The 20,903-nt window shown below is 60.8% G+C and carries 16 protein-coding genes and 2 tRNA genes; 12 read left to right on the top strand and 6 right to left on the bottom strand.

What is annotated here, in order from left to right; genetic code table 11:
* Positions 1 to 102: 102 nt before the first annotated feature.
* Positions 103 to 1,233 (top strand): NAD(P)/FAD-dependent oxidoreductase, encoded by a 1,131-nt coding sequence (locus HSW_RS21345; protein WP_044003778.1) that lies wholly within the window; start codon positions 103 to 105, stop codon positions 1,231 to 1,233.
* A 169-nt stretch (positions 1,234 to 1,402) separates the two neighbouring features.
* On the opposite strand, the gene HSW_RS21340 is transcribed toward HSW_RS21345, so the two are convergent.
* Positions 1,403 to 3,187, bottom strand: coding sequence for an ABC transporter ATP-binding protein (locus HSW_RS21340; protein WP_044003777.1), 1,785 nt, complete (start codon positions 3,185 to 3,187; stop codon positions 1,403 to 1,405).
* A gap of 455 nt (positions 3,188 to 3,642) precedes the next feature.
* Here HSW_RS21340 and HSW_RS21335 point away from each other — a divergent pair, with 455 nt between their 5' ends.
* The 8 genes from HSW_RS21335 (at position 3,643) to coaE (ending at position 10,771) form a co-directional block, all read left to right on the top strand.
* The gene (locus tag HSW_RS21335) at positions 3,643 to 4,734 is read left to right on the top strand and encodes a Glu/Leu/Phe/Val dehydrogenase dimerization domain-containing protein (RefSeq protein WP_044003776.1); all 1,092 of its coding nucleotides are present in this window, start codon (positions 3,643 to 3,645) and stop codon (positions 4,732 to 4,734) included.
* 117 nt (positions 4,735 to 4,851) lie between these two features.
* Entirely contained in the window at positions 4,852 to 6,036 is a 1,185-nt protein-coding gene (nusB, locus tag HSW_RS21330; protein WP_044003774.1) for a transcription antitermination factor NusB, read from the top strand.
* A gap of 203 nt (positions 6,037 to 6,239) precedes the next feature.
* Complete coding sequence (locus HSW_RS21325) at positions 6,240 to 6,551, top strand: YtxH domain-containing protein (protein WP_044003772.1); 312 nt, start codon at positions 6,240 to 6,242, stop codon at positions 6,549 to 6,551.
* 228 nt (positions 6,552 to 6,779) lie between these two features.
* Positions 6,780 to 7,784 carry an isocitrate/isopropylmalate dehydrogenase family protein gene (locus HSW_RS21320; protein ID WP_044003771.1) on the top strand — a complete coding sequence of 335 codons (1,005 nt, stop codon included), beginning with the start codon at positions 6,780 to 6,782 and terminating at the stop codon, positions 7,782 to 7,784.
* 182 nt (positions 7,785 to 7,966) lie between these two features.
* Entirely contained in the window at positions 7,967 to 8,494 is a 528-nt protein-coding gene (locus HSW_RS21315) for a DUF1573 domain-containing protein (RefSeq protein ID WP_044003769.1), read from the top strand.
* 108 nt (positions 8,495 to 8,602) lie between these two features.
* Positions 8,603 to 8,923 carry a preprotein translocase subunit YajC gene (yajC, locus tag HSW_RS21310; RefSeq protein ID WP_044003768.1) on the top strand — a complete coding sequence of 107 codons (321 nt, stop codon included), beginning with the start codon at positions 8,603 to 8,605 and terminating at the stop codon, positions 8,921 to 8,923.
* Between the two features lie 141 nt (positions 8,924 to 9,064).
* On the top strand, positions 9,065 to 10,024 hold the full coding sequence (locus HSW_RS21305; protein WP_052346727.1) for a YbbR-like domain-containing protein: 960 nt from the start codon (positions 9,065 to 9,067) through the stop codon (positions 10,022 to 10,024).
* Positions 10,025 to 10,177: 153 nt separating this feature from the next.
* Positions 10,178 to 10,771, top strand: coding sequence for a dephospho-CoA kinase (gene coaE, locus HSW_RS21300; protein WP_044003767.1), 594 nt, complete (start codon positions 10,178 to 10,180; stop codon positions 10,769 to 10,771).
* Between the two features lie 183 nt (positions 10,772 to 10,954).
* Here coaE and HSW_RS21295 read toward each other — a convergent pair whose 3' ends face one another.
* The gene (locus HSW_RS21295) at positions 10,955 to 12,127 is read right to left on the bottom strand and encodes a GNAT family N-acetyltransferase (protein ID WP_044003766.1); all 1,173 of its coding nucleotides are present in this window, start codon (positions 12,125 to 12,127) and stop codon (positions 10,955 to 10,957) included.
* Positions 12,128 to 12,186: 59 nt separating this feature from the next.
* Positions 12,187 to 13,803: a hypothetical protein gene (locus HSW_RS21290; protein ID WP_044003765.1), complete on the bottom strand. Its 1,617-nt coding sequence runs from the start codon at positions 13,801 to 13,803 to the stop codon at positions 12,187 to 12,189.
* A 174-nt stretch (positions 13,804 to 13,977) separates the two neighbouring features.
* On the opposite strand from HSW_RS21290, the gene HSW_RS21285 reads away from it, so the two are divergent.
* Positions 13,978 to 15,264: a hypothetical protein gene (locus HSW_RS21285; protein WP_044003762.1), complete on the top strand. Its 1,287-nt coding sequence runs from the start codon at positions 13,978 to 13,980 to the stop codon at positions 15,262 to 15,264.
* Between the two features lie 9 nt (positions 15,265 to 15,273).
* Here the strand turns inward: HSW_RS21285 and HSW_RS21280 are convergent, their stop codons facing one another.
* The 3 genes from HSW_RS21280 to HSW_RS21270 form a co-directional block, all read right to left on the bottom strand.
* Complete coding sequence (locus tag HSW_RS21280; RefSeq protein WP_044003760.1) at positions 15,274 to 16,890, bottom strand: ArnT family glycosyltransferase; 1,617 nt, start codon at positions 16,888 to 16,890, stop codon at positions 15,274 to 15,276.
* Positions 16,891 to 17,053: 163 nt separating this feature from the next.
* Positions 17,054 to 17,131 (bottom strand) — tRNA-Val (locus HSW_RS21275).
* Between the two features lie 31 nt (positions 17,132 to 17,162).
* A tRNA-Val gene (locus tag HSW_RS21270) sits at positions 17,163 to 17,237 on the bottom strand.
* Positions 17,238 to 17,387: 150 nt separating this feature from the next.
* Between HSW_RS21270 and HSW_RS21265 the strand changes: the two genes are divergently transcribed.
* Together HSW_RS21265 and HSW_RS25015 are read left to right on the top strand one after the other, a co-directional pair.
* Complete coding sequence (locus HSW_RS21265) at positions 17,388 to 19,907, top strand: AsmA-like C-terminal region-containing protein (RefSeq protein WP_044003758.1); 2,520 nt, start codon at positions 17,388 to 17,390, stop codon at positions 19,905 to 19,907.
* Positions 19,908 to 19,996: 89 nt separating this feature from the next.
* Positions 19,997 to 20,884, top strand: coding sequence for a TerB family tellurite resistance protein (locus HSW_RS25015; RefSeq protein ID WP_044003757.1), 888 nt, complete (start codon positions 19,997 to 19,999; stop codon positions 20,882 to 20,884).
* The last annotated feature ends 19 nt before the right edge of the window (positions 20,885 to 20,903 follow it).

Below are 20,903 nucleotides of genomic sequence, written 5' to 3'. Positions count from 1 at the left end.
CAACAGCTTTGTTTTTTGAAAAAGCCCCGCAAATAAGATTTGCGGGGCTTTTTCTTTGTCCGAATTTCCGGCAGATTTCGGCTGCTGATTGACGGATTGCTCATGAAAAACCTATCGTACTGGGAACATCAGACGTTTCTGCAAGGCGCGGATGTGGTGATAATCGGGGCGGGGCTTGTGGGGCTGACGGCGGCCATCTACACCCGGCAGCTTCGGCCTACGGCCCGGGTGCTGGTGCTGGAGCGCGATACGCTGCCCAACGGGGCCAGCACCAAAAACGCTGGTTTCGCCTGTTTCGGCAGCATCTCGGAGCTGCGGGAGCAGGAGCAGCGCGGCGGCCCCGAGGCCTTGCTGCGCGTGGTGCAGGCCCGCTGGCATGGTCTGCGCCGTTTGCGCGAGCTGTTGGGCGACGAGGCCATTGGCTACCGGCCCGAGGGTGGTTATGAGCTGTTCCGGCCCGAGGAAGCCGGCCTGGCTGCCACCTGTCGGGAACACGTAGCATACTACAACGCGCTGCTGGCCCCCGTTATCGGCTCCGCCGGTATCTTTCGCGACGCCTCGGCCCAACTGCCGGTCCTGGGCCTGGGCGGTGCCACGGTGATGCTGGAAAACACGGCCGAAGGCAGCCTCGATACCGGCCGGATGATGCATACGCTGCTGCAACGGGCCTGGGCAGCGGGCGTTACGGTGCTGCATGGCTGCCCGGTGCTGGGCGTAGAAACCGGGGCCGGTGGCGTGCGGGTGCAACTGGATGAGCTAGAACTGGCGGCTGGGCAGGTGCTGGTAGCTACCAACGCCTTCAGTCGCCAGCTGCTGCCAGACTTGGACGTGGTGCCCGGTCGGGGCCAAGTACTCGTGACGGAGCCCATTCCCGGCCTGCACCTGCCCGGCACGTTTCATTACGATAAAGGCTATTATTACTTCCGGCAGGTGGAGGAACGGATCCTGCTGGGGGGCGGTCGTAACCTCGATTTTCAGGCCGAAACCACCACCGAGTCCGGCCTGACTAGGCTGGTACAGCAACGGCTGGAACAGCTGTTGCATGAAGTCATCGTGCCCGGCCACCGCCCCCGCATTGACTACCGCTGGAGTGGCGTGATGGCCTTCGGCCGGGAGCTGGAACCCATCATCCGCGAGGTGCAGCCGGGCCTGTTCGTGGCCGTGCGCTGCAACGGGATGGGCGTGGCCCTTGGCGCCAGCAGCGGCTGGCAGGCCGCGCAGTTGATGGGGTGACTACGTCATTGCGAGGCGCAGCCGAAGCAATCCTTCCTTCAAGAAGCACCAAGCCCTGAAGTGCAGAAAGCCCCTGACGTTCGCGCGAACGTCAGGGGCTTTTGAGTAGATCAAAGTTGGGAGCCTAGAAAAGGAAGGATTGCTTCGTCGTGCCTCCTCGCAATGACAATTATGCTTCCTCGCTTTGCAGCTGCCGCTCGTACAGCGCCCGGTAGAGGCCGTTTTGGTCCTGCATGAGCACCTCGTGGGTGCCGTGCTGCACAATCTGGCCGTCGTCGAGCACCAGGATTTCGTCGGCCAGTTTCACCGAGCTTACCCGGTGGCTGATGATGAGGCTGGTGCGGTTGTGCATAATGCGCTGGAACGCGTTCAGAATGGCGTTTTCGGTGTTGGTGTCCACGGCCGATAGAGCATCGTCGAGGATCAGGATTTTGGGCTCTTTTACCAACGCCCGGGCAATGCTCACGCGCTGCTTCTGGCCGCCCGACAGCGTGATGCCCCGCTCACCCAGCTTTGTATCGAAGCCCTCGGGGAAGCGCAGGATGTTCTCGTAAACGTTGGCATCCTTGGCGGCCTGCTGCATGCGGGCCTCATCGGGCTGGTCAAGGCCGAAGTTGATGTTGTTGCGGATGCTGTCGGAGAACAGAAACACGTCTTGGGGCACGTAGCCGATCTGGCCCCGCAGAGTTTTGAGCGACAGGTCGCGCACGTCCTCATCGTCCACCCGGATGCTGCCTTCCGTCACGTCGTAGAGGCGGGAGAGCAGAGCAGCCACAGTGCTTTTGCCCGAGCCGGTGTTGCCGATAACGGCCAGCGTCTGGCCGTGGCGGATGCGGAATGACACGTCGCGCAGGGCCTGAATGCCGGTGTCGGGGTAGGTGAACGAAACGTGGTCGAACACGATGTCGCCCTTCAGCTCCAGCTCCAGGTTGCGGCGCGACACGATGTCGGTTTGCTGGTGCATGAACTCGTTGATGCGGGCCTGGGAGGCCTCGGCGCGCTGCACCAACGAGCTGGTCCAGCCCAAAGCCGTAACGGGCCAGGTGAGCAGGTTCACGTAAATCAGGAACTCGGCAATGCTGCCCGTGGTGATGGTGCCCCGGATAACTTCCTGCCCGCCAATCCAGACGGTGATGATGGTGCTCAGGCCAATCAGGAACAGAATCAGTGGAAAAAACAGCGAGTTTACGAAGTTCAGGCTCAGCGACTTCTGCTTGTACTCCTCGGAAGCCACCGCGAATTGCTGGCGCGAATCCTCCTCCCGCACAAAAGACTTAATCACGCGGATGCCCGAAAACGCCTCCTGCACGAACGTGGTCATGCCGGCCAAAGAGCGTTGAATCTCGTCGCTTTTCTTCTCGATGAGGTTGTTCACGTAGAAAATGCTCACGCTCAGAATAGGTAGCGGCAGCAACGTGTACAGCGTCAGCTTCACGTTCACCATGAACATGAGCGGCACAATGAGCACGAACAGAATCACGAGCTGCATGAAGTACATGAGCGCCGGCCCAATATACATGCGCACTCGCCCCACGTCCTCCGAAATGCGCGACATCAAATCCCCGGTGCTGTGGCGGCGGTAAAAGCTCAGCGGCAGGCTCTGGTAGTGCTGGTAGATTTCGTTTTTCTGGTCGTTTTCCACGTGCCGGCTCATCACGATGAGCGTCTGGCGCATGAAGAACAGGAAGATGCCGCGTAGCAGCGCCATCAGCAGAATCAGGATGCCGTACAGCAGCACGTTGCGCCCGAACAGTTCGTACACCTGGCTCTGGGCCCGGGTGCCGGCGTAGAGGTGGTAGAGGTCGATACCTTCACCCACCAGATCAAAGGCGTAACGCACAATCTGGGCCGGGAAAATGGCCAGTAGCGTGCTCAAGGCCACAAACAGCACGCCCCCGAGGAAGTGCCACTTATAGCGAAACAGGTATTTGTTGGTAGCGGAGAGGGCGCGCACGGTATAAAACAGAGAAAAAAGAAGGACGCGTTACCGCGCCATGACGTTGCGGATAAGAAGCCGCCGGGTTGGTGGGGCTTCCCGGCATTGCTAAATTTTCAACTGCTCCCCGGAAAGAGTAGCAGTTTGGCTAATAGAAAGTTAAAAGTTTACAAAAGGGTTTTCTTCGGCTCGGACAGACCCCGCAGCACCCGCTAACTTTCTAGATTCCAAACCTCTAAACTTCCGATAAAGTAAGGAGCCAAGTGGCTGAAATCGGAAAAACGGCGTACTTTTGCACCCGCATTGCGGGAGGCCACCCGAACCGGAAGTGGGCTGTGGATTTCATTGAACGACGGGAAAACAGCCACGGGGTGTTATCATTCGTTTAACGAGGCACGGAGCACTTTTTCCTTTCGAGGGCTCCGCAAAGGTACGATAACCACCCCACCCACCTCTTTTTTCCACCCCTTCTTATGGTAGAAACGAAAGTGCTGACCGAATCGTCGGTCTTCGGGCAAATTGCCGAGTATCAGCATGAGCAAGTTGTGTTCTGCCACGACCACGAAACCGGCCTGAAAGCCATCATCGGCATTCACAATACGGTGCTGGGGCCGGCCTTGGGCGGTACCCGCATGTGGCACTACACCTCCGAGGCCGAGGCCCTGAACGACGTGCTGCGCCTGAGCCGGGGCATGACCTACAAAGCGGCCATTTCGGGCCTGAACCTGGGTGGGGGCAAGGCCGTCATCATCGGCGACGCCAAAACCATGAAGACAGAGGCCCTGCTACGCAAGTTCGGCCGCTTCGTGCAGAACCTTAACGGCAAGTACATCACGGCCGAGGATGTGAACATGACCACCAAGGACATGGAGTACATCCGCATGGAAACCAAGCACGTGTCGGGCCTGCCCGAGAGCATGGGCGGCTCCGGCGACCCGTCGCCGGTAACGGCCTACGGCACCTACATGGGCATGAAAGCCGCCGCGCATAAAGCCTTCGGCTCCGATTCGCTGGCTGGCAAGCGGGTGGCCGTGCAGGGCGTGGGCCACGTGGGTACTTACCTAATGGAGTATCTGCAGAAGGAGGGTGCCCAACTTGTACTCTGCGACTACTACGAAGACCGCGCTCTGGAAGCCGCCAGCCGCTTCAACGCCCGCATGGTGGGCCTCGATGAAATTTACGACCAGGACGTGGATATATACTCGCCCTGCGCCCTCGGTGCTACCCTCAACGATGACACCATCCCGCGTCTGAAAGCCCGCGTGGTGGCTGGTTGTGCCAACAACCAGCTGGCCGACGAGAACGTGCACGGCCCAGCCCTGGTGCAGCGTGGCATCATCTACGCCCCCGACTTCCTCATCAACGCCGGCGGCCTCATCAACGTGTGCTCCGAAGTACAGGGCGGCAACCGCCAGTCGGTGATGACCCAGACGGAGCGCATCTACGACATTACCACCCAGGTGCTTCAGAAAGCCGAGCAGGAAGGCAGTCACCCCCAGGCCGCCGCCACCCGCCAGGCCGAGGAGCGCATTGCCGCTATCGGCAAGGTTAAATCAACTTACTAAATGGTGAAGTTGTGAAGTTGTAAAATGGTGAATTTGATGTGCTAAGCCCTTGAGGGCGTGTAGGTATCGAATCTGTCATTTCACAACTTCACAACTTCACAACTTCACCTCCCCAGAATGCTCAACCGTCGCACGCTTCGCATCAAGGTCATGCAGGCTCTGTACGCCTATCATCAGGCTGTCGGGTCCGATTTCTTACTTGCCATCGACCAGATTGCGGATGCCTTCGCGCCCGATTTGAACTCGCCGGAGCCCCAGGACCGCAAGCTTCTGCAGGGCCAGCGCAAAATGGCCGAGCTCATTTTCAAGGAGTGGCACAAATCCGGCGAGGAGCCGGAAGCTACTGAGGATGCCGACGTGAACGACGCGGTGAAGGAGGCCATCAAGTACTACCGCAAGGCCGTGGCCAAGGACGCCACGTACTACGGCGGCCAGATGGTACACGCCGCCGAGAGCATCCACGACCAGTACATTCACCTGCTCAACATCCCCGAAACCCTGCTGCAGGTAATTGAGGAGGAGAAGGTGCGCGACTCGCGCCGCTACACGGCCGCCAAAGAGCCACTGCTGGATGCTACACGCCTGCAGGAAAACCAGGCCATCGACAAGCTCATGAACAACCTGCAGCTGCAGGACCTTACCATTCGCCGCTCCCTGAAGTGGCACGGCGAGGACGAGCTGGACGCTCTGCGCACCGCCTGGCGCACCGAAATGAAGCAGGACGCCGAGCTGCTGAGCTACCTGGCCGCTCCCGCCGGCAATTACACCGAGGACCAGGAGATGCTCAAGCACCTCTACAAAACCTACGTGTTTAAAGGCACCAGCCTGCCCGCCTATATTGAGGAGGACGACCTGAACTGGGAGGAAAACCGCGCCATCGTGAAAAACCTGGTGGTGAAAACCGTCAAGATGCTTGACGAAGCTGCCGACGAAAACCTGGTGCTCATGTCGCTGTCGGCCAACTGGCAGGAAGACAAGGAGTTTGCCGAAAGCCTGTATCAGCAGACGCTGGCCGAGGACGACAAGTACGAGAAGCTGATTGCCGAATCGGTGCAGAACTGGGACGTGGAGCGCGTAGCCCTCACCGACAAGATTCTGCTGAAGATGGCTCTCTGCGAGATGCACCTGTTCCGGGCCATTCCGGTGAAGGTGACTATCAACGAGTACATCGAAATCAGCAAGATGTACTCCACGCCCAAGAGCAAGCAGTTCGTGAACGGCATTCTGGACAAGCTGGCCCAAGACCTGACGGCCAGCGGCGCTATCCGTAAGTCGGGCCGGGGCTTGCTGGATAACCAGTAAGCAGCCCGTCATTCCGAGCTTGCTGAGGAATCTCGCGTGTTGGCGTGGTGGTGCTATTCAGACGTCAGCACGCGAGGTGCTTCGTTCCGCTCGGCATGACGTTCCAGTAAAGCCACATATCTTCCGCCGCATTTTTACGTACTATTGGGCACTCCCAATTCTCACGTCATTTTCCACCTGTACTCACTTCTAGAGCAAGAAACATGAGTAGCAAAACCACCACCGGCATTCTGTGCTTCGCCGGCGGCGCCCTCACCGGGGCCGTTATCGGACTTTTGTACGCGCCTGAAAAGGGCCGCGAAACGCGTAGCTGGCTGAGTTATCAGCTGGAGAAATACCGCGAAACCCTGGCCGACCTCACCGAAAACCTAGTGACCAGCCGCACCGACCAGAGCCCCAGCTCGGCCAAGAGCGAAGGTCAGCGCGTGATTCAGGACGCCAAGAGCAAAGCCGAACAGTTGCTCGGCGACGTGGACCAGCTTATCAACCAGATTAACTCCCGCAAAACGGTATAGCGTAATGTGGGTAAGATGAAAAATGTGCGAATGTGCTCGTAAACAAACGGAGCACGTTCGCACATTTTCATTTTCAGCACCCGCCGACAGGCGGTACCTTTGTGCAAAATTGTGGGATTGGTCGGCAGTTTGCTGGCCGGTTCGGCGGTTTTTTCGCGAGCTGCTCTTATTCTCTCCCCTCGTCGGCCCGGCTCGCCCTCCTCTTGCCCATTAACCCAACTCAATAGCATGCATCTCATCACGCTCATCCCCGGCGACGGCATTGGCCCCGAAATTACGAAAGCAGTAACCGATATCTTCGCGGCGGCCCAAGTGCCCGTGCAGTGGGAGGAACAGAACGCGGGCCAGACCACCTTCGACCAGTCGGGCGAGCTGATTCCGCAAGCCCTACTGACCTCGCTGGAAAAGAATAAGGTAGCCCTGAAAGGCCCCATCACTACGCCGGTAGGCAAGGGCTTCCGCAGCATCAACGTGACGCTGCGCCAGAAGTACGACCTGTACCAGAACGTGCGCCCCAGCAAAACCACCGATGGCATCAAGACCCGCTACGAGGGTATTGATCTGGTGCTCTTCCGTGAGAATACCGAGGGCCTCTACGCTGGCTTGGAAGTGTGGGACGAGCACAACGGCATCGGCGACTCCATTGCCCGCGTGACGGTAAACGGAGCCCGCAAAATCTGCCACGCGGCCTTTGCTTACGCCGCCAAGCACGGCCGCAAAAAGGTGACGCTGGCCCACAAAGCCAACATCCTGAAGGTGCCCGGCAAAATCATGCTGGATGCCGCCCAGGAAGCCGCCCGCGAGTTTCCCCAGATTCAGTACGAGGACAAGATCATCGACAACATGTGCATGCAGCTGGTGGGCAAGCCCGAGCAGTTTGACGTGATTGTAACCACCAACCTGTTCGGCGACATCCTCTCCGACCTTTGTGCTGGGCTGGTAGGCGGCCTGGGCGTGGTAGCCGGTGCTAACATCGGCGACGATATGGCCATTTTTGAGGCCGTACACGGCTCGGCCCCCGATATTGCCGGCCAGGGCAAAGCCAACCCCACCGCTTTACTCCGCTCGGCCCTGATGATGCTGCACCACATTGGCGAGCATGAGCAGGCAGTGAAAATAGAGAAGGCGCTGGAGCTGACGCTGAAGGACAAAGCCAAGTGCACTGGTGACCTGGGCGGCTCGGCCTCTACGTCGGAGTTTGCGCAGGCCATCATCGACAACCTGGGCAAATAGTTGTTTGTGTAAAAAGAACGTCATTCCGAGCTTACCGAGGAATCTCGCGTGCTGATGTTGAGCTACTATTCCAACGTCAGCACGCGAGATTCCTCGGCAAGCTCGGAATGACGGGCTAATGCCAACTCGTTAGTACCTTTACCTTTCTGAAGACCACTGACGGCCTTCTTTTTCTGCTACATATGAAACGTACGCTGTTTTCTGCCGTTCTGCTTTCCAGCGCGCTGCTGATGGGCGCCTGCAACAACAATAAAGCCGCCGAGGTAGGCACTGAGGGCATGAATGCCGCTGCCGCTAACGCCAACGAGGCCGCCGCCAACCCTACCGTTGACAACCCCAACGTAACCAACGAAACGGAGGCCCCGAACCCTAATGCTCCCGTGATGAGCTTTGCCGTATCGGAGCACGATTTCGGCGACATCAAGCAGGGCGAAGTGGTGAAGCACACCTTTGAGTTCACCAACACCGGCAAGTCGCCGCTGCTGATTGAGAATGCCACGGCCAGCTGCGGCTGCACCACGCCCAACTGGACCAAGGAGCCCATTGCCCCTGGCGCTAAAGGCACCATCGACGTGCAGTTCGACTCGCATGGCAAGATGGGTATTCAGAACAAAGAGGTGGCTATTCAGGCCAATACCCAGCCTAACATCACCAAAGTGGTGATTAAAACCAACGTGTTAGGTGAAGGCCAAAACGGCCCCACCCGCTAGGCTAGGTGTAGGAAGTAACGAGTTGGCGGGTTGAGGCATGGCCGGTATTCCGGTCAGCCTGCAGCCTGCCAACTCTTTCTTTTTGTCATTCTCTGATTTTATCCGCTCATGTTCGCATCCCTATTGCTCCAGACTGCCCCGGCTACCACCAGCAGTCTGCTCAGCTACCTGCCCATCGTGGGTATGGTAATCGTAATGTACTTCTTCATGATTCGGCCCCAGCAGAAGCGAAGTGCTGATGCCAAGAAGTTCCGGGCCGCGCTGGGCAAAGGCTCCAACGTGGTAACCATTGGGGGCCTGCATGGCAAAGTGGTAGATCTGAACGAGGAAACCGTAACGGTGGAAGTTGATAAAGGCGTACGCCTGCGCTTCGACCGCTCGGCCATTGCCCGGGAGGTAGCCAGCAAAACGACTACGCCCGCAGCCTAGCAGTGGCTGGTTTCGTATCCCGAAGTATTGCTTTCATTCGCGTCAGAACGCCGGGGTTAGTACCTTGGCAGGCCAGCCCGGCCGGTTCCCGCCCTGAAGCTGTACTTCGGGATACCTCTTTTTCATCCAACTTAGTTCGCCGTGTCGTCCGCTCGCTCCACCCGCATGCTGCGCTGGTTTCTGGACCCTTTCTTCGGGGAAGAGCGGAGCTATTGGCGGGCCGTAACGGCGTGTTTTCTGGCAGCCAGCACCTTCTGGCTGCTCAATGCCCTCAACAAGACCTACACCACGCGCATCACGTATCCGCTGGCCTGGCGCTACGATGAAAGTCGGTTTATTCCGGTGCAGCCGTTGCCTACCGAGGTGCCCGTAAACGTGACTGGTAGGGGTTGGAAGCTGCTGCGCCGTCAGTTGCTGCTGGATGTAAAGCCTGCCGAGCTGACCCTCAGTACGCCCGCCGCCACCCGTTACCTCACTTCGCGCGCCTTACGGCCGGCATTACAGCAGGCCATGGAAGGTCTGCAATACAACTACCTGCTCTCCGACACGCTGTGGGTGGAACTGGACCGCCGGGTGAGCCGCCGCCTGCCGCTGGCCCTAAGCCCCGCCACCGATGGGGCCGCTCTGCCCTACGCGGCCCGATTCGAGCCCGCCGAAGTGGTGTTTCAGGGGCCGGCCAGCAAGGTGAGCACGCTGCCCAACCCGTATCCGGTGCATTTGCCCACGGCGCCGGCCGGCTCCTCCACCGGTGACATTCGGGTGCCTATTGGTGGGCCCGAGCTGGTGCAGACCAACGTGCAGGACGTGCGCGTGCGGCTGCTGCGCCGCCCCGTTATTACTATTCCGGTAGATGTAGTGCCTGAGCTACTGGATGCGCCGGTGGGCCGGAAATATGCCTTCACGCCAGCTACGGTGCGGGTGCGGCTCCAGTTTTTTCCTGAGGATACTGCTGGCTTCCGGCCCTCGCAGGTGCGGGTGCAGCTGCACTACGGCCAGTTCACCAACCAGGATTCCAGCCTGCGGCCCTTCCTATCGGAGAAGCCGGCCCAGGCTCGGGGCTACCTGGTGCTCACACGCGGCGTAAAGGTGCGTAGTGAGTGAGGAATTAGGAGAGTGGAGTTATGAATAATGAGGTATGAACTAGGATAGTCCGGTGGGGGGGCTTGGCAATCCTGCGCACTTCCATGTCGTGATTTTCAGCTCCTTATTTCTTGGTTCGATACCCCCAATTCATCATTCAACTCTCAACAACACATGCTACGAATAGGAATTACGGGCGGAATTGGCTCGGGCAAAAGTGTGGTGTGCCGGTTGTTTCAAACGCTGGGCGCGCCGGTGTACGATTCGGATGCCCGCGCCAAGTGGGTGATGAGCCACGACCTACAGCTGCGCGACGAACTAACGGCCGCCTTCGGTCCCGAAACGTTTGACAACCAGGGCCAACTCAACCGCACCTACCTGGCCCGCGTCGCTTTTCAGGATCCGGCTCAATTGGCCCGCCTTAATGCGCTGGTCCATCCCCACGTCGGCCGTGACTTTGCCGGGTGGGCAGCGGCACAGGAAGCCGAGGGCCACGCCTATATCCTCAAAGAAGCCGCACTGCTTTACGAATCGGGAGCATACCAGCAGCTTAGCCGCATCATTACCGTGTTTGCCCCGCAGGCCATCCGGCAGGCCCGCGTATTGCGCCGCGACCCGCACCGTACCCCCGAGGACATCCTCATCATCATTGGCAAGCAGATGAGTGAAGAGGAAAAACTGGAACGCGCCGACTACGTGGTGTATAACGACGATGAGCAACTGCTGCTGCCCCAGGTGCTGCGGCTGGACGCGGAGTTTCGGGCCTGAGTGTTATTGCGAGCAGCGCGAAACAACCTGCCCTTCAAATAATCAAAAGCCCTGGAAAAGCAAAAAGCCCCTGACGCGCGGACGTTGGGGGCTTTTGTTTAGGTCAATATGTTGCTTTTGGGAAAGGACGGATTGACGCTGCTTGAGGCGCGAAATGTCGTGCCTCAAGCAGCGTCAGACGATTTACCGGATAATCGGGCACCGCTCAAAAGGGCGGGTGCGGTCGAACTGGTAGCGGTAGGTAGTGTGGGTTTTGTAGATGCGGGCCCCGATGGAGCGCGTGACGGCCAGCATACGCGGGTTGAAGTCGCCAATCCAGTTCATTTCGATATCGTGGTAGCCGGCGCGCATAAACTCGTGGCGGGCGTGCACCATCAGGGCGCTTTCCACACCCTTGCCTTGCCAGGTCGGCACCACCCCGAAGATGACGCCGAACAGCTTTTTGTCGCGCCGCTGCTCGTATTTGCGCTTTTCCCAGAGGAAGCGCAGCTTGGCCCACAGGTTGAAGTTGCGGCCCACGTGCTTGAAAATCTGGTTTAGCTCGGGCAGGCTCACGAAGAAGGCCACTGGCTCCTCGCCGGCGTAGGCAAACCATAGAATCCGCTCATCCAGCACCGGCTTCATCTGCTTCACCAGGTCGCGGGCCTTGTCCAGGCTCATCGGGTTGATGCCGCTGTGGTTGGCCCAGGCCAGGTTGTAGACGTGGTGAAAGTCGTGGGCCAGCTTCTCGGCGTCGCGCTTGTTGGCGTGGCGGAAGCTGAACTCCGGATGCTCTTGGGCGTACCGCTCAGCGGCTTTGTCGAAGGTGGGGTGCAGGGCCGTGGCGACTTCGCGGTAGCAGGTGTACTGCTTGAAATACAGCTGAAACCCGTAGTTTTCGAACAGCTGCTGGTAGTAGGGCTGGTGAAAGAACATGCCGTAGTTGGGCTCCGTGAAGCCATCTGTCAGCAGCCCCCAGAACCGGTCCCGCTCCCCGAAGTTGATGGGACCGTCCATGGCCGCCAGTCCGCGTTGGGCCAGCCACTGCCGGCAGGCCTCGAACAGCTCGTTGGCGGCGGTTTGGTCATCAATGCACTCAAAAAAACCCATGCCGCCTACCGGCTGGGTAGGGTCGGGCTGGGGTGTTTCGTGGTTGATGAAGGCCGCCACCCGGCCAATTACCGCGCCGGCCGCGTCGGTCAGCACCCACCGGATGGCCTCACCGTGGGCGAAGTTGGGGTTTTTCCTGGGGTCGAAAACGGCCTCGATTTCATTATCCAGTGGCGAAATCCACTGGGGCTGGTTCTGGTAGATCCGGGCCGGCAAATCCAGAAACTGCCGGACGCGGGCCGGGGAATTTACTTCGAGCAAGGGCATACAGGAGCAATGAACAGGGGAGAGGCAGGTAGGAAGAGCCGAGCCGGTGGCACTACTTATTATCGTACCCGCACTACGGACAGCAATTTAAGGCCATTTACGCGGCAGGCGTACACTTCCTGACCCAGCGAGTCAGGGTAGGGAGCGGGGTGCCAGCGGTAGGTAGTGAGAAAATAGCGGGCCTGGGCTAGTGGCACCATGCGCAGCCGGGCCCGCTCCGCCGGGGGCAACAGCAGCTGGGCATTGTGCAACATCAGGGCGGTGCGGGGCTCGGTGGCCACGGGCACAGTGGCACTGGAATCGTGGGCCATAATCCAGGTTAGCCCCTCCCGCCCCGAGAGGCCCCAGTAGTCGCGCTCAAATAGCCGCTCGGCGGTGGGGCCGGGCAGAAAGCTGAAATACACGTTCTGGTAGGGGTGGTCGAGCACCATGCGCAGGGCCGTGTGGCCGAGGCCGAGTGTGAGCAGGGCAGCCACTGCGTAACCCGCCAGTCGCACCGGGCGGGCGGTAGCCAGCTGCCAGCTGCCCCAGGCAGCCTGCGCCCCGCGCCCCGCCAGCAGCAGCAGCGCCGGATACACAAAGTACAGGTGCCGCCACCCATCATACACCACCGATTGCAAGACGATAATGGCCAGCAGTGGCCCGAAAAACCAGGCCAGCACCAGCAAATCGAGGCGGCCGGGGGCGTTGCGGAGCCAGGCCAGCGGCCGGCGGGCGGCACCTGCCACTACCGCCACGCCCGCCAGAAACAGCACCAGATATGGCAGCGGCGTGGTAACGAGTATCCAGACCGGGGCGTAGTGCCAGGGCAGCGTCTGCACCGGAATTTCCCGGCCCAGATACAGCGTGAGCATATCGGCACGGTAGCGGCTGAAGCTGCTGAAAGCGGCCGTGAAATGCTGCCAGGGCTGCTCCCAGAGGTAGGGCCAGCCGACTATTACCACGGCTATCAGCAATGGCACCATCAACAGCAGGCCAGCCGCCAGCCGCCGCCACACGGCTGGCCGCGCCCAGGCTTCCAGCCCCGCGAAACCTACCGTGAGGGCTATCAGCAGCACGCCCATCGTGCGCACATCAATGGCCGCCCCCACAGCCACGGCGTGCAGAGCGGCCCGCGGCCAGGTAGGCCGCCGCAGCCACCGTTGCAGCGTGCCGATGCCCACGGTGAAAAAACCCAGAAACACCAGGTCCTTGTAGTTGTAGAACGACTCGGCAAACATCCTCGGCGAGAGCACCAGGGCCGCCGCCACGGCCAGCCCCCAGGGGCCGCTGCCTAGGTAGTGCGCCCCCACCCGGTACAGCGCGTAGGTGCCCGCCACACAGGTCAGCCAGATAACCAAGTGGCGGAAAAAGTACACATCGCGGGAGTCTTCCACCCGGACCACTTTCTCCAGCACCACCAGGGGCAGCTGGTAGAACACGCCGTGGTCCACATCTTGGTTGTCGCGCATGTCGGGAATCTGGGCGAAGGTGGCTTGGCGGCGGGCCAGTTCGGGGGCCAGTTTGAGGGCCACGTACTTGGTGTTGATAATGCCATTGAGCCGGTCCAGCTGCTCATCCCAGCCCACGCCGTAGTCGCGGTGCAGGACTACGCCCAGCAGCGTCAGCAACCCGAAAAACGCACCCACCAGCCAGCGAAACCAGGTAGGACGGGAAATGGCGGCGGAATCAGACATCGAAGAAAAGTAGTCGGCTGTTATTCCGAGCGAAGCGAGGAATCTGAGGTTAAGACGTTAGCTAATCAACCCAGATTACTCCTGTCGTCGGAATGACAAGGGAGTCGACGTAACAAGCTGCGGAAACGCCGCTAAATTCGGCAATTCATTTTCAACCCGCGTTTCTGTTTCATTGTGCTGCGTTCCATTCCCCGCTTTATCTGGCCCGTGGCCGTGCTGCTGCTCGTCATTCGGCTGGTCCTCAACCTGGGCCTGAATCCCGGCTTGGAGTGGAACTACGATGAGCGCCGCAACGGCCGCATTGCCGATAACTACCTGGCCGGCCGAGGCTACGTGAGCGTAGACCCCGAGCGGAAGCAGCTCCGCCCCGATTCGTTTCACGCCAGCTTTCCGGTATTCGTGTACGTAGGCTGGAGCCGCACTGGCCTACCCCGGCACTACCTCACGCTGCTGGTGTACGCCGCTGCCGCTGGCCTGTACGCCGTGGGCGGCCTGTACGCGCAACGCACGCTACGCTACGGCGGCCTGGCTCCGGGCGCGGCCTGGGTCGGAGCCGGTCTGTGGGCGGTGTCGCCGAGTGTGATGTACTACATCGGGGCCTTCTGGTGGTTTGAGAACCTGGCTCTGCCGCTGCTGATTTTGGTAGTGTACAAGCTGCAGCGGCTGTACGGCGGCCGGCCCCTGCGCTTGCCCGATGTCCTGCTGATTACGGCCAGTGTGGTGCTCTCTTGCTTATTGCGGGGTTATCTGCTGGCGGTGTATGGGCTGCTGTTCGCGGTATTTCTGGGGCTGCTGCTGCGCCGGCCGGCCCGGCAGCAGCGGGCGGCGTGGGGCCTGAGTCTGGGGCTGCTGCTGGCCCTGGGGCTAGCCCACGCGCCCATCCTGCGCAAAAACCACCGGCTGTTCGGGGCTTACACGCTCAGCAACCAGGCCGGCTTCGAGCTGCTACAGGGCCACAACTCCGTTACGCAGGGCCGGTTCATGTTCGACTGGGACGAGCGGCAAGGGCCCTTCGACCAGTTTGTGCGCCAGCACGTTCCGCAGCTCGATTCCCTGAACCAGTACCAGGAAAGTCAGGCCCGAGCCCGGCTGGCGCGGCAGTGGGTAGCGGCGCACCCGGCGCAGGAAATCCGGCTTTGGCTACGCAAAACCGCCCTGTTCTTCTCTCCCGAAAACTTCATTGCAGACGCGCCCCGCATGCCCTGGAACCCGTTCACAGCCCTGGTGCATCTGGCTTTCTTCGCGGCCCTGTTTCTCACGCTGGCTCGCTACCGGGGGCTGCATTTTCGAGCTGCCGATGCGCTGCTGCTCACGCCGTTACTGGCCGTGTGGCTGCTGAGCCTGGTGTTTTTTGTGGGGTTCCGGTGGCGGTTTTTTGCCGAGCCGGCCCTGCTGTTCTTCCCGCTACTGGTAGCCGGCCGGCTGGGCTGGCTACCGAAATCCGATACGCCGGCTACGTAACCGGCAGAGCTAGGGGCGCTTACACACCGACAGAATCGTGACGCCCCCGGCCTTCACGGAGTATACTTCCTGGCCCATTTCCGGCGTTACGCGGCCCGGCGTGTCCCGGTAGCCGGTAATGTAGTAGCGTCCTGGGGCGTTGGGGTCGGCAATGAGACGTTGCTGGTCAGCGGGGGCCAGCATTTCGCGGTTGTTTTCGAAAGGCGCGCGGTGCGTTGGGTCCACAAAAATCTGGCCTTCCGGATGACGCTTGATCAGGTATTCCAGGCCCTGCCGGTAGGAGAGGCCCCAGTAGTCGCGCTCAAACTGCTGCTCCACCTGCTCGGCCGGCAGAAAGCTGAAGTACACCTGTTGGTTGGGGTGCATCAGCACCATGCGTACGGCCGTTACGGCCGCTTCCAGGGCCACTACGGCTCCCAGCGCCAGCACTACCGGCCGGAGCCGGGGGGAAGTCCGGCCTCTCTGCCACAGCTGCCAGCCGGCACTTACCGCTAGCAGCAGCAAAGCGGGGTACACAAAATACAGGTGCCGCCACCCGTCATAAATAACGGAATCCAGGGCAATGACCATGAATACCGGCAGCACCAGCCAGCCACTGAACAGCAAATCGAGGCGGCCATTGTAGGTTTTCAGCAGCTCCAACGGCCGCTTGATGCCCCGCATTGCCACGCCCAGCAAGCCCAGTACAGCAGCTGCGGAGTAGGTAACGGGCGTGGTAATCAGTATCCAGACCGGGGCATAGTGCCAGGGTAGCGCCAGCGCCGACTCCTGCCGGCCCATGTACAGCACGAAACCTGGCCACCGGAACCGGCGCATGTTCTCAAAGGCCGCCAGGAAATGGTTAAAGGGCGAAGCCCACAAATACGGCCATCCGACAATAATAGCGGCCACGGCGCACACTAGATAGCCGCCAATTACAGTAGCCACCTGCCGACGGATGCTCGGGCCGGTTGGAAACCAGAGTTCCAGTGCCAGGAGCGTGAGGGTAAACGGAACCAGCATGATGCCCAGAATGCGGATATCAACGGCCACGCCCGTGGCAATACCGTGCAGCAACGCGCGGCGCAGGGTAGGGCGCTCTAGTAGCCGCGCCAGCGTATACATGCCCAGCGTGAAGGTGGCTAGAAACACCATATCCTTGCCGCTGTAGAACGATTCCGCGAACATGCGGGGAGAAAGCACAAATAGCGCGGCGGCTACCAGGGCCACGTAGCCGTTGCGCAGTCGCAACAGCGCCAGCCGATACAGTGCCCAGATGCCGCCCACGCACGTCAGGAAAATGCAGGCGTGCCGAAACAGATGATACGTCCGGGTGTCGGTGCCGGGGCGTAGCACGTCGAACAGTACCATGGGAATTTCGAACAAGGCACCGTGGTCATTCTCCACGTATCCTTCCAGCACCGGCGAGTTTTGCAGCAGGGCCTGGTTGGCCGACCACGCCGGGGCTACCTTATCGGCAATGTAGCGCAGGCTCACCAGCCCGTTGGCGTGGTCCACGGGCTCATCCCACGATACGCCGTAATCGGCCACCAACAGCGCACCCAGTAGCAGCAGAATACCAAAAAACGTGCGTACCACCCAGAGCGGGGCGTACTGAACAGAAACTGCGGGAGTAGAAACCGCCATGGATAACAGGTAAAAGCAGATCAGCAGAAGGGAGTACCTGCCAGCTTGGACTTGCATAAGAACCGGGCGGCAGGCCCGGCAAGTTACCGCCCGGCTGCCAAAACCGGCGAACTAGGCCCCGGCCGAAAACAAAAAAAGGACAGCCGTTTCCGACTGTCCTTTTTGGTGGGAGATACTGGGTTCGAACCAGTGACCCTCTGCTTGTAAGGCAGATGCTCTGAACCAGCTGAGCTAATCTCCCGTGGGGTGTGCGTACGCTACTAAATAAAAAGTGGGAGATACTGGGTTCGAACCAGTGACCCTCTGCTTGTAAGGCAGATGCTCTGAACCAGCTGAGCTAATCTCCCAAGGGCGTGTCCCGTTTGGGATGGCAAATATGGGAGGTCATTTTCTAAATCACAACTCTTCCTGCCATCTTTGGCCGGAGAATTTTTGGGTCTGCCGGCATAAAAACCGGCAACTGCTTACCAATCAGAAATTTCAGAGGGATATATCGGGTGCGAAAATTTCTGAAAATTTCTTTCCTGACGGTAGTTCTGCTTTTGAGCGTGGGCTGGCTGGGCGTGTGGCTCGGGCAAAACCGCATCATTGGCCTGTTCGTGGCCGGGCTAAATCAGCACCTACGAGTGCCGGTGCAGGCTAGCCGGCTGGAAGTATCGGTGGTGGACCAGTTCCCGCGCCTCTCCGTAACGCTGCACGATGTGGTAATGCACGGCTCCCTGCCCCAAGACACCGTGCGCCTGGCTCGCGCCCGGCGGCTTTATTGTGCGTTCGATGCCTGGGACCTGCTGGCGGGCCGCTACCGGGTGCGGGAAATAACCCTGGCCGATGCCCGCGTGCACATCCGGCGCGATGCGCGCGGCGTGGGCAACTACCACATTCTGCGCCCCGATACCACGGCCCCGGCCGCCGAGGAACCGTTTGGGCTGGAACTGGAAGGCATCCGACTGGAACGGGTCCAGGCCGTGTATGAGGACGCCAGCCGGCAGCAGTATTTTGCTCTGCAAACGCCCGATTTGCTGGCAACAGTGGGCGTTACCGATGTCCAAGTAACCGTAACAGCCACTGGCGCGGCGCAGGTGCAAACCCTGCGTCTGGGTCCCGACGACTATTTCCGCGCCAAGCAGCTGCAGCTACGTACCACGCTCACCGTCGACCGCCGCCGCCACGAACTTACCCTGGAGCCTTCCGAAATCAGGGTAGGGCCGGCTGCCTACGCGGTGCAGGGTACCATCAATTATCAGGGAGCTACACAACTCAACCTGCAGGCCACTGCTACCGGGGCCGATGTGGAGTCGGTGCTGGCACTGCTGCCGTCCCGCCTGACGCGGCCGCTGGCGGGCTACCGGAGCCGGGGGCAGGTGTATTTTGCGGGTACCGTGCAGGGAGAATTATCGGCCCGGCAGAACCCAGCCGTGGCCGTGCAGTTTGGCTGCCGGGAAGCCTCGGTATTTCATCCGCAATACCGGCAAACCATCGACCACCTGCAGCTGACCGGAAGCTTCCGCAACGGCCCGGCCCACGCGGCCCGCACAGCCGTGCTGACCCTGCAAAAGGTGCAGGGCCAACTGGCGGGCCGGCCCTTTGGGGGCGACCTGCGGCTGGCAAACTTTGCCGATCCGCAACTGGACCTAAACCTGCACGCCGACCTGGACGTGGCCCAGGCCGTGCGCTTTTTCCCGCTGACGGCCGTGCAAACAGCACAGGGTGAGGCCCAGTTGCGCCTGCAGCTGCACGGGAAACTGCGCACTATTAAACAGCAACCCACGGCGCGGCAGGTAGCCGGTGAGCTGACGCTGCGCCACGTAACGCTCCGGCTGCGCGCCTTCCACCAGCCCTTCACTGACCTCAACGGCCGTCTGCTGCTCCAGGGCTCCGATGTGGCCGTGCCAGCCCTGAGCGGCCGCCTGGGTAACTCCGATTTCCGGGGCCGGGGCACGCTGGGCAACGTGACGGCCTGGGCCCTGCGGCCGGGGCAAACGCTACGGCTGGATGCCACAGTGGCGTCTCACCTGCTCGATTTCAACCAGCTGCTCTATGCCTATCAGCCCGCGGCCAGCCCCGGTGGTGCGGGTACCGGGGGGGGCGCGGAGGCCGCCGGGCTGCGGGTGCCAGCCACACTGGCCCTGAGCGTGCGGGCCGAGGCGCAGCAGGTGCGGTTCCGGCGGCTGCGGGGGCGGCATCTGCAGGGCACGATACGGCTCCGGAACCAGGTGTTCAGCTCGGCGGGACTGAGTTTGCAAGCGGCGGGCGGCGCGGTGAGCGTGCGCGGCACCGTGGATGCCCGTAGCCCCCAGTTGCTGAAAGCCAGCACTGTGGCCAGTTGCCAGCACCTGCCGCTCGACAGCCTGTTTTACGTGTTCGAGGATTTCGGCCAGCAGTTTCTCACGGCCCGGCACCTGCGCGGCCAGCTCACGGCCACCGCCGAATCGGATACGTATTTTGATGAGCACCTGAGCCCGCTCACTGACCGACTGGAGGCCGAGGTAACGGCCACCATCCGCAACGGGGAGCTGCTCAACTTCGAGCCTATGCAGAAACTCAGCATGGTGGCCAGCCGGGCCACGCTGCGGCATCTGCGGTTTGCCGAGCTGCACAACCGCCTCTACGTGCAAAGCCGAACCGTGTACCTGCCCGAAATGGACATCCGTTCCAACGTGCGCGCCGCCTCGCTCATTCGCGTAACCGGTACGCACACCTTTGATCAACAGCTGGATTACCATGTGCAGATTCCGCTGCTGCCGGGCCTGCTGCCCCGCGTGCTCACCCGCGCCGACGGGCCGGTGCTGCGCCTGGGCATCCGGGGCTCGGAAAGTGATTTTGCGGTTCGTTACGAAACCGGCTCCGCTCCGACACTGCCCAACTCCACACCCCCGGCCCCGAGCCGGCCGGTAACTACTCCGGCGGCCGGACCCGCCGCCACCCCGGCCCGGCCCGCCGACCGGCCTTCCTTCGAGCTGAAGAAACCGGTGAAAAAACCAGCCCAGCCGCAGGTAGGGGAGTATTTCGAGTTCTAAGTTGAAACCGCCAAGGCCATAGCCCAACCTCAGGTAGGGGGAGTGCGTTAAGGACGCACAAGTATCACCCACCCTTTTCCCCTCTTGCCATGGCCACTTCGCAACTACTCCAGAATTATTCCGATCAGGAAAAAGCCGCATATCTCAGTGTCATTGCCAGCCTGGCCTCCGCCGACCGTGAAGCTTCGGCCGCTGAAGTAGAATTTTTGCAGCAACTGGCCCACGAAGCCGGCCTCAGCGGCGGTGCTACCCAACAGGTGCTGGGTTCAGCCAAGGATGCTACCAACGAAAGCATTAAAGCTAGCCTGGACGTGCTGCGGGGCAGTGAGTTGCGCTTCTCCCTGGTAACTGACCTCATCAGCTTCGCCCGCGCCGATGGCTCGTATGCCAACGATGAGGAAGCCATGATTAACAAAATAGCGGCCTACCTGGGCATTACGCCCCAGCAGACGCAAACCCTCAATCAGGTAGTAGACCAAGCGGCCCACGTACCGCACGATGCCTCCGACCCCGCCAAGCAAAGCTTCTTCGGCGGCATTACTGACAAGCTGGAAAGTGCCGGCATCCCCAAAGGTGCCCTGATGGCCGGCCTGCTGGGTGTAGTGGCCCCGATGGTCATTTCGAAGGTGATGGGCGGCCGTAATCAGAGCCCCGGTATAGGCGGCGGTATGATGAGCAGCGGCATGGGCGGCCTACTCGGCGGCGCTTCACAAAGCGGCATGGGTGGCCTGCTGGGCGGCTTGCTCGGCGGCGGCCTGCTGAGTGGGGTACTTGGGGGTGGCGGTCAGCAAACGGCCGGCTACCCGCAGCAAGGCAGCCACGTAGGCAGCGGCGGCCTCGGCTCATTGATGTCGATTCTGGGCGGCTTGGGCGGGCAGCCCAACTCGCAGCCCCGCAGCAGCGGCGGTGGCGGCCTCGGCGGCCTAATGAACGGCGGCATGGGCGGTTTGCTCGGTGGGCTGCTGGGCGGCCGGTAGCCCATTGTACATACTGATC

Source organism: Hymenobacter swuensis DY53 (genome assembly GCF_000576555.1).
GTDB lineage: Bacteria > Bacteroidota > Bacteroidia > Cytophagales > Hymenobacteraceae > Hymenobacter > Hymenobacter swuensis.
This window is presented reverse-complemented; position numbering and strand designations above follow the sequence as displayed.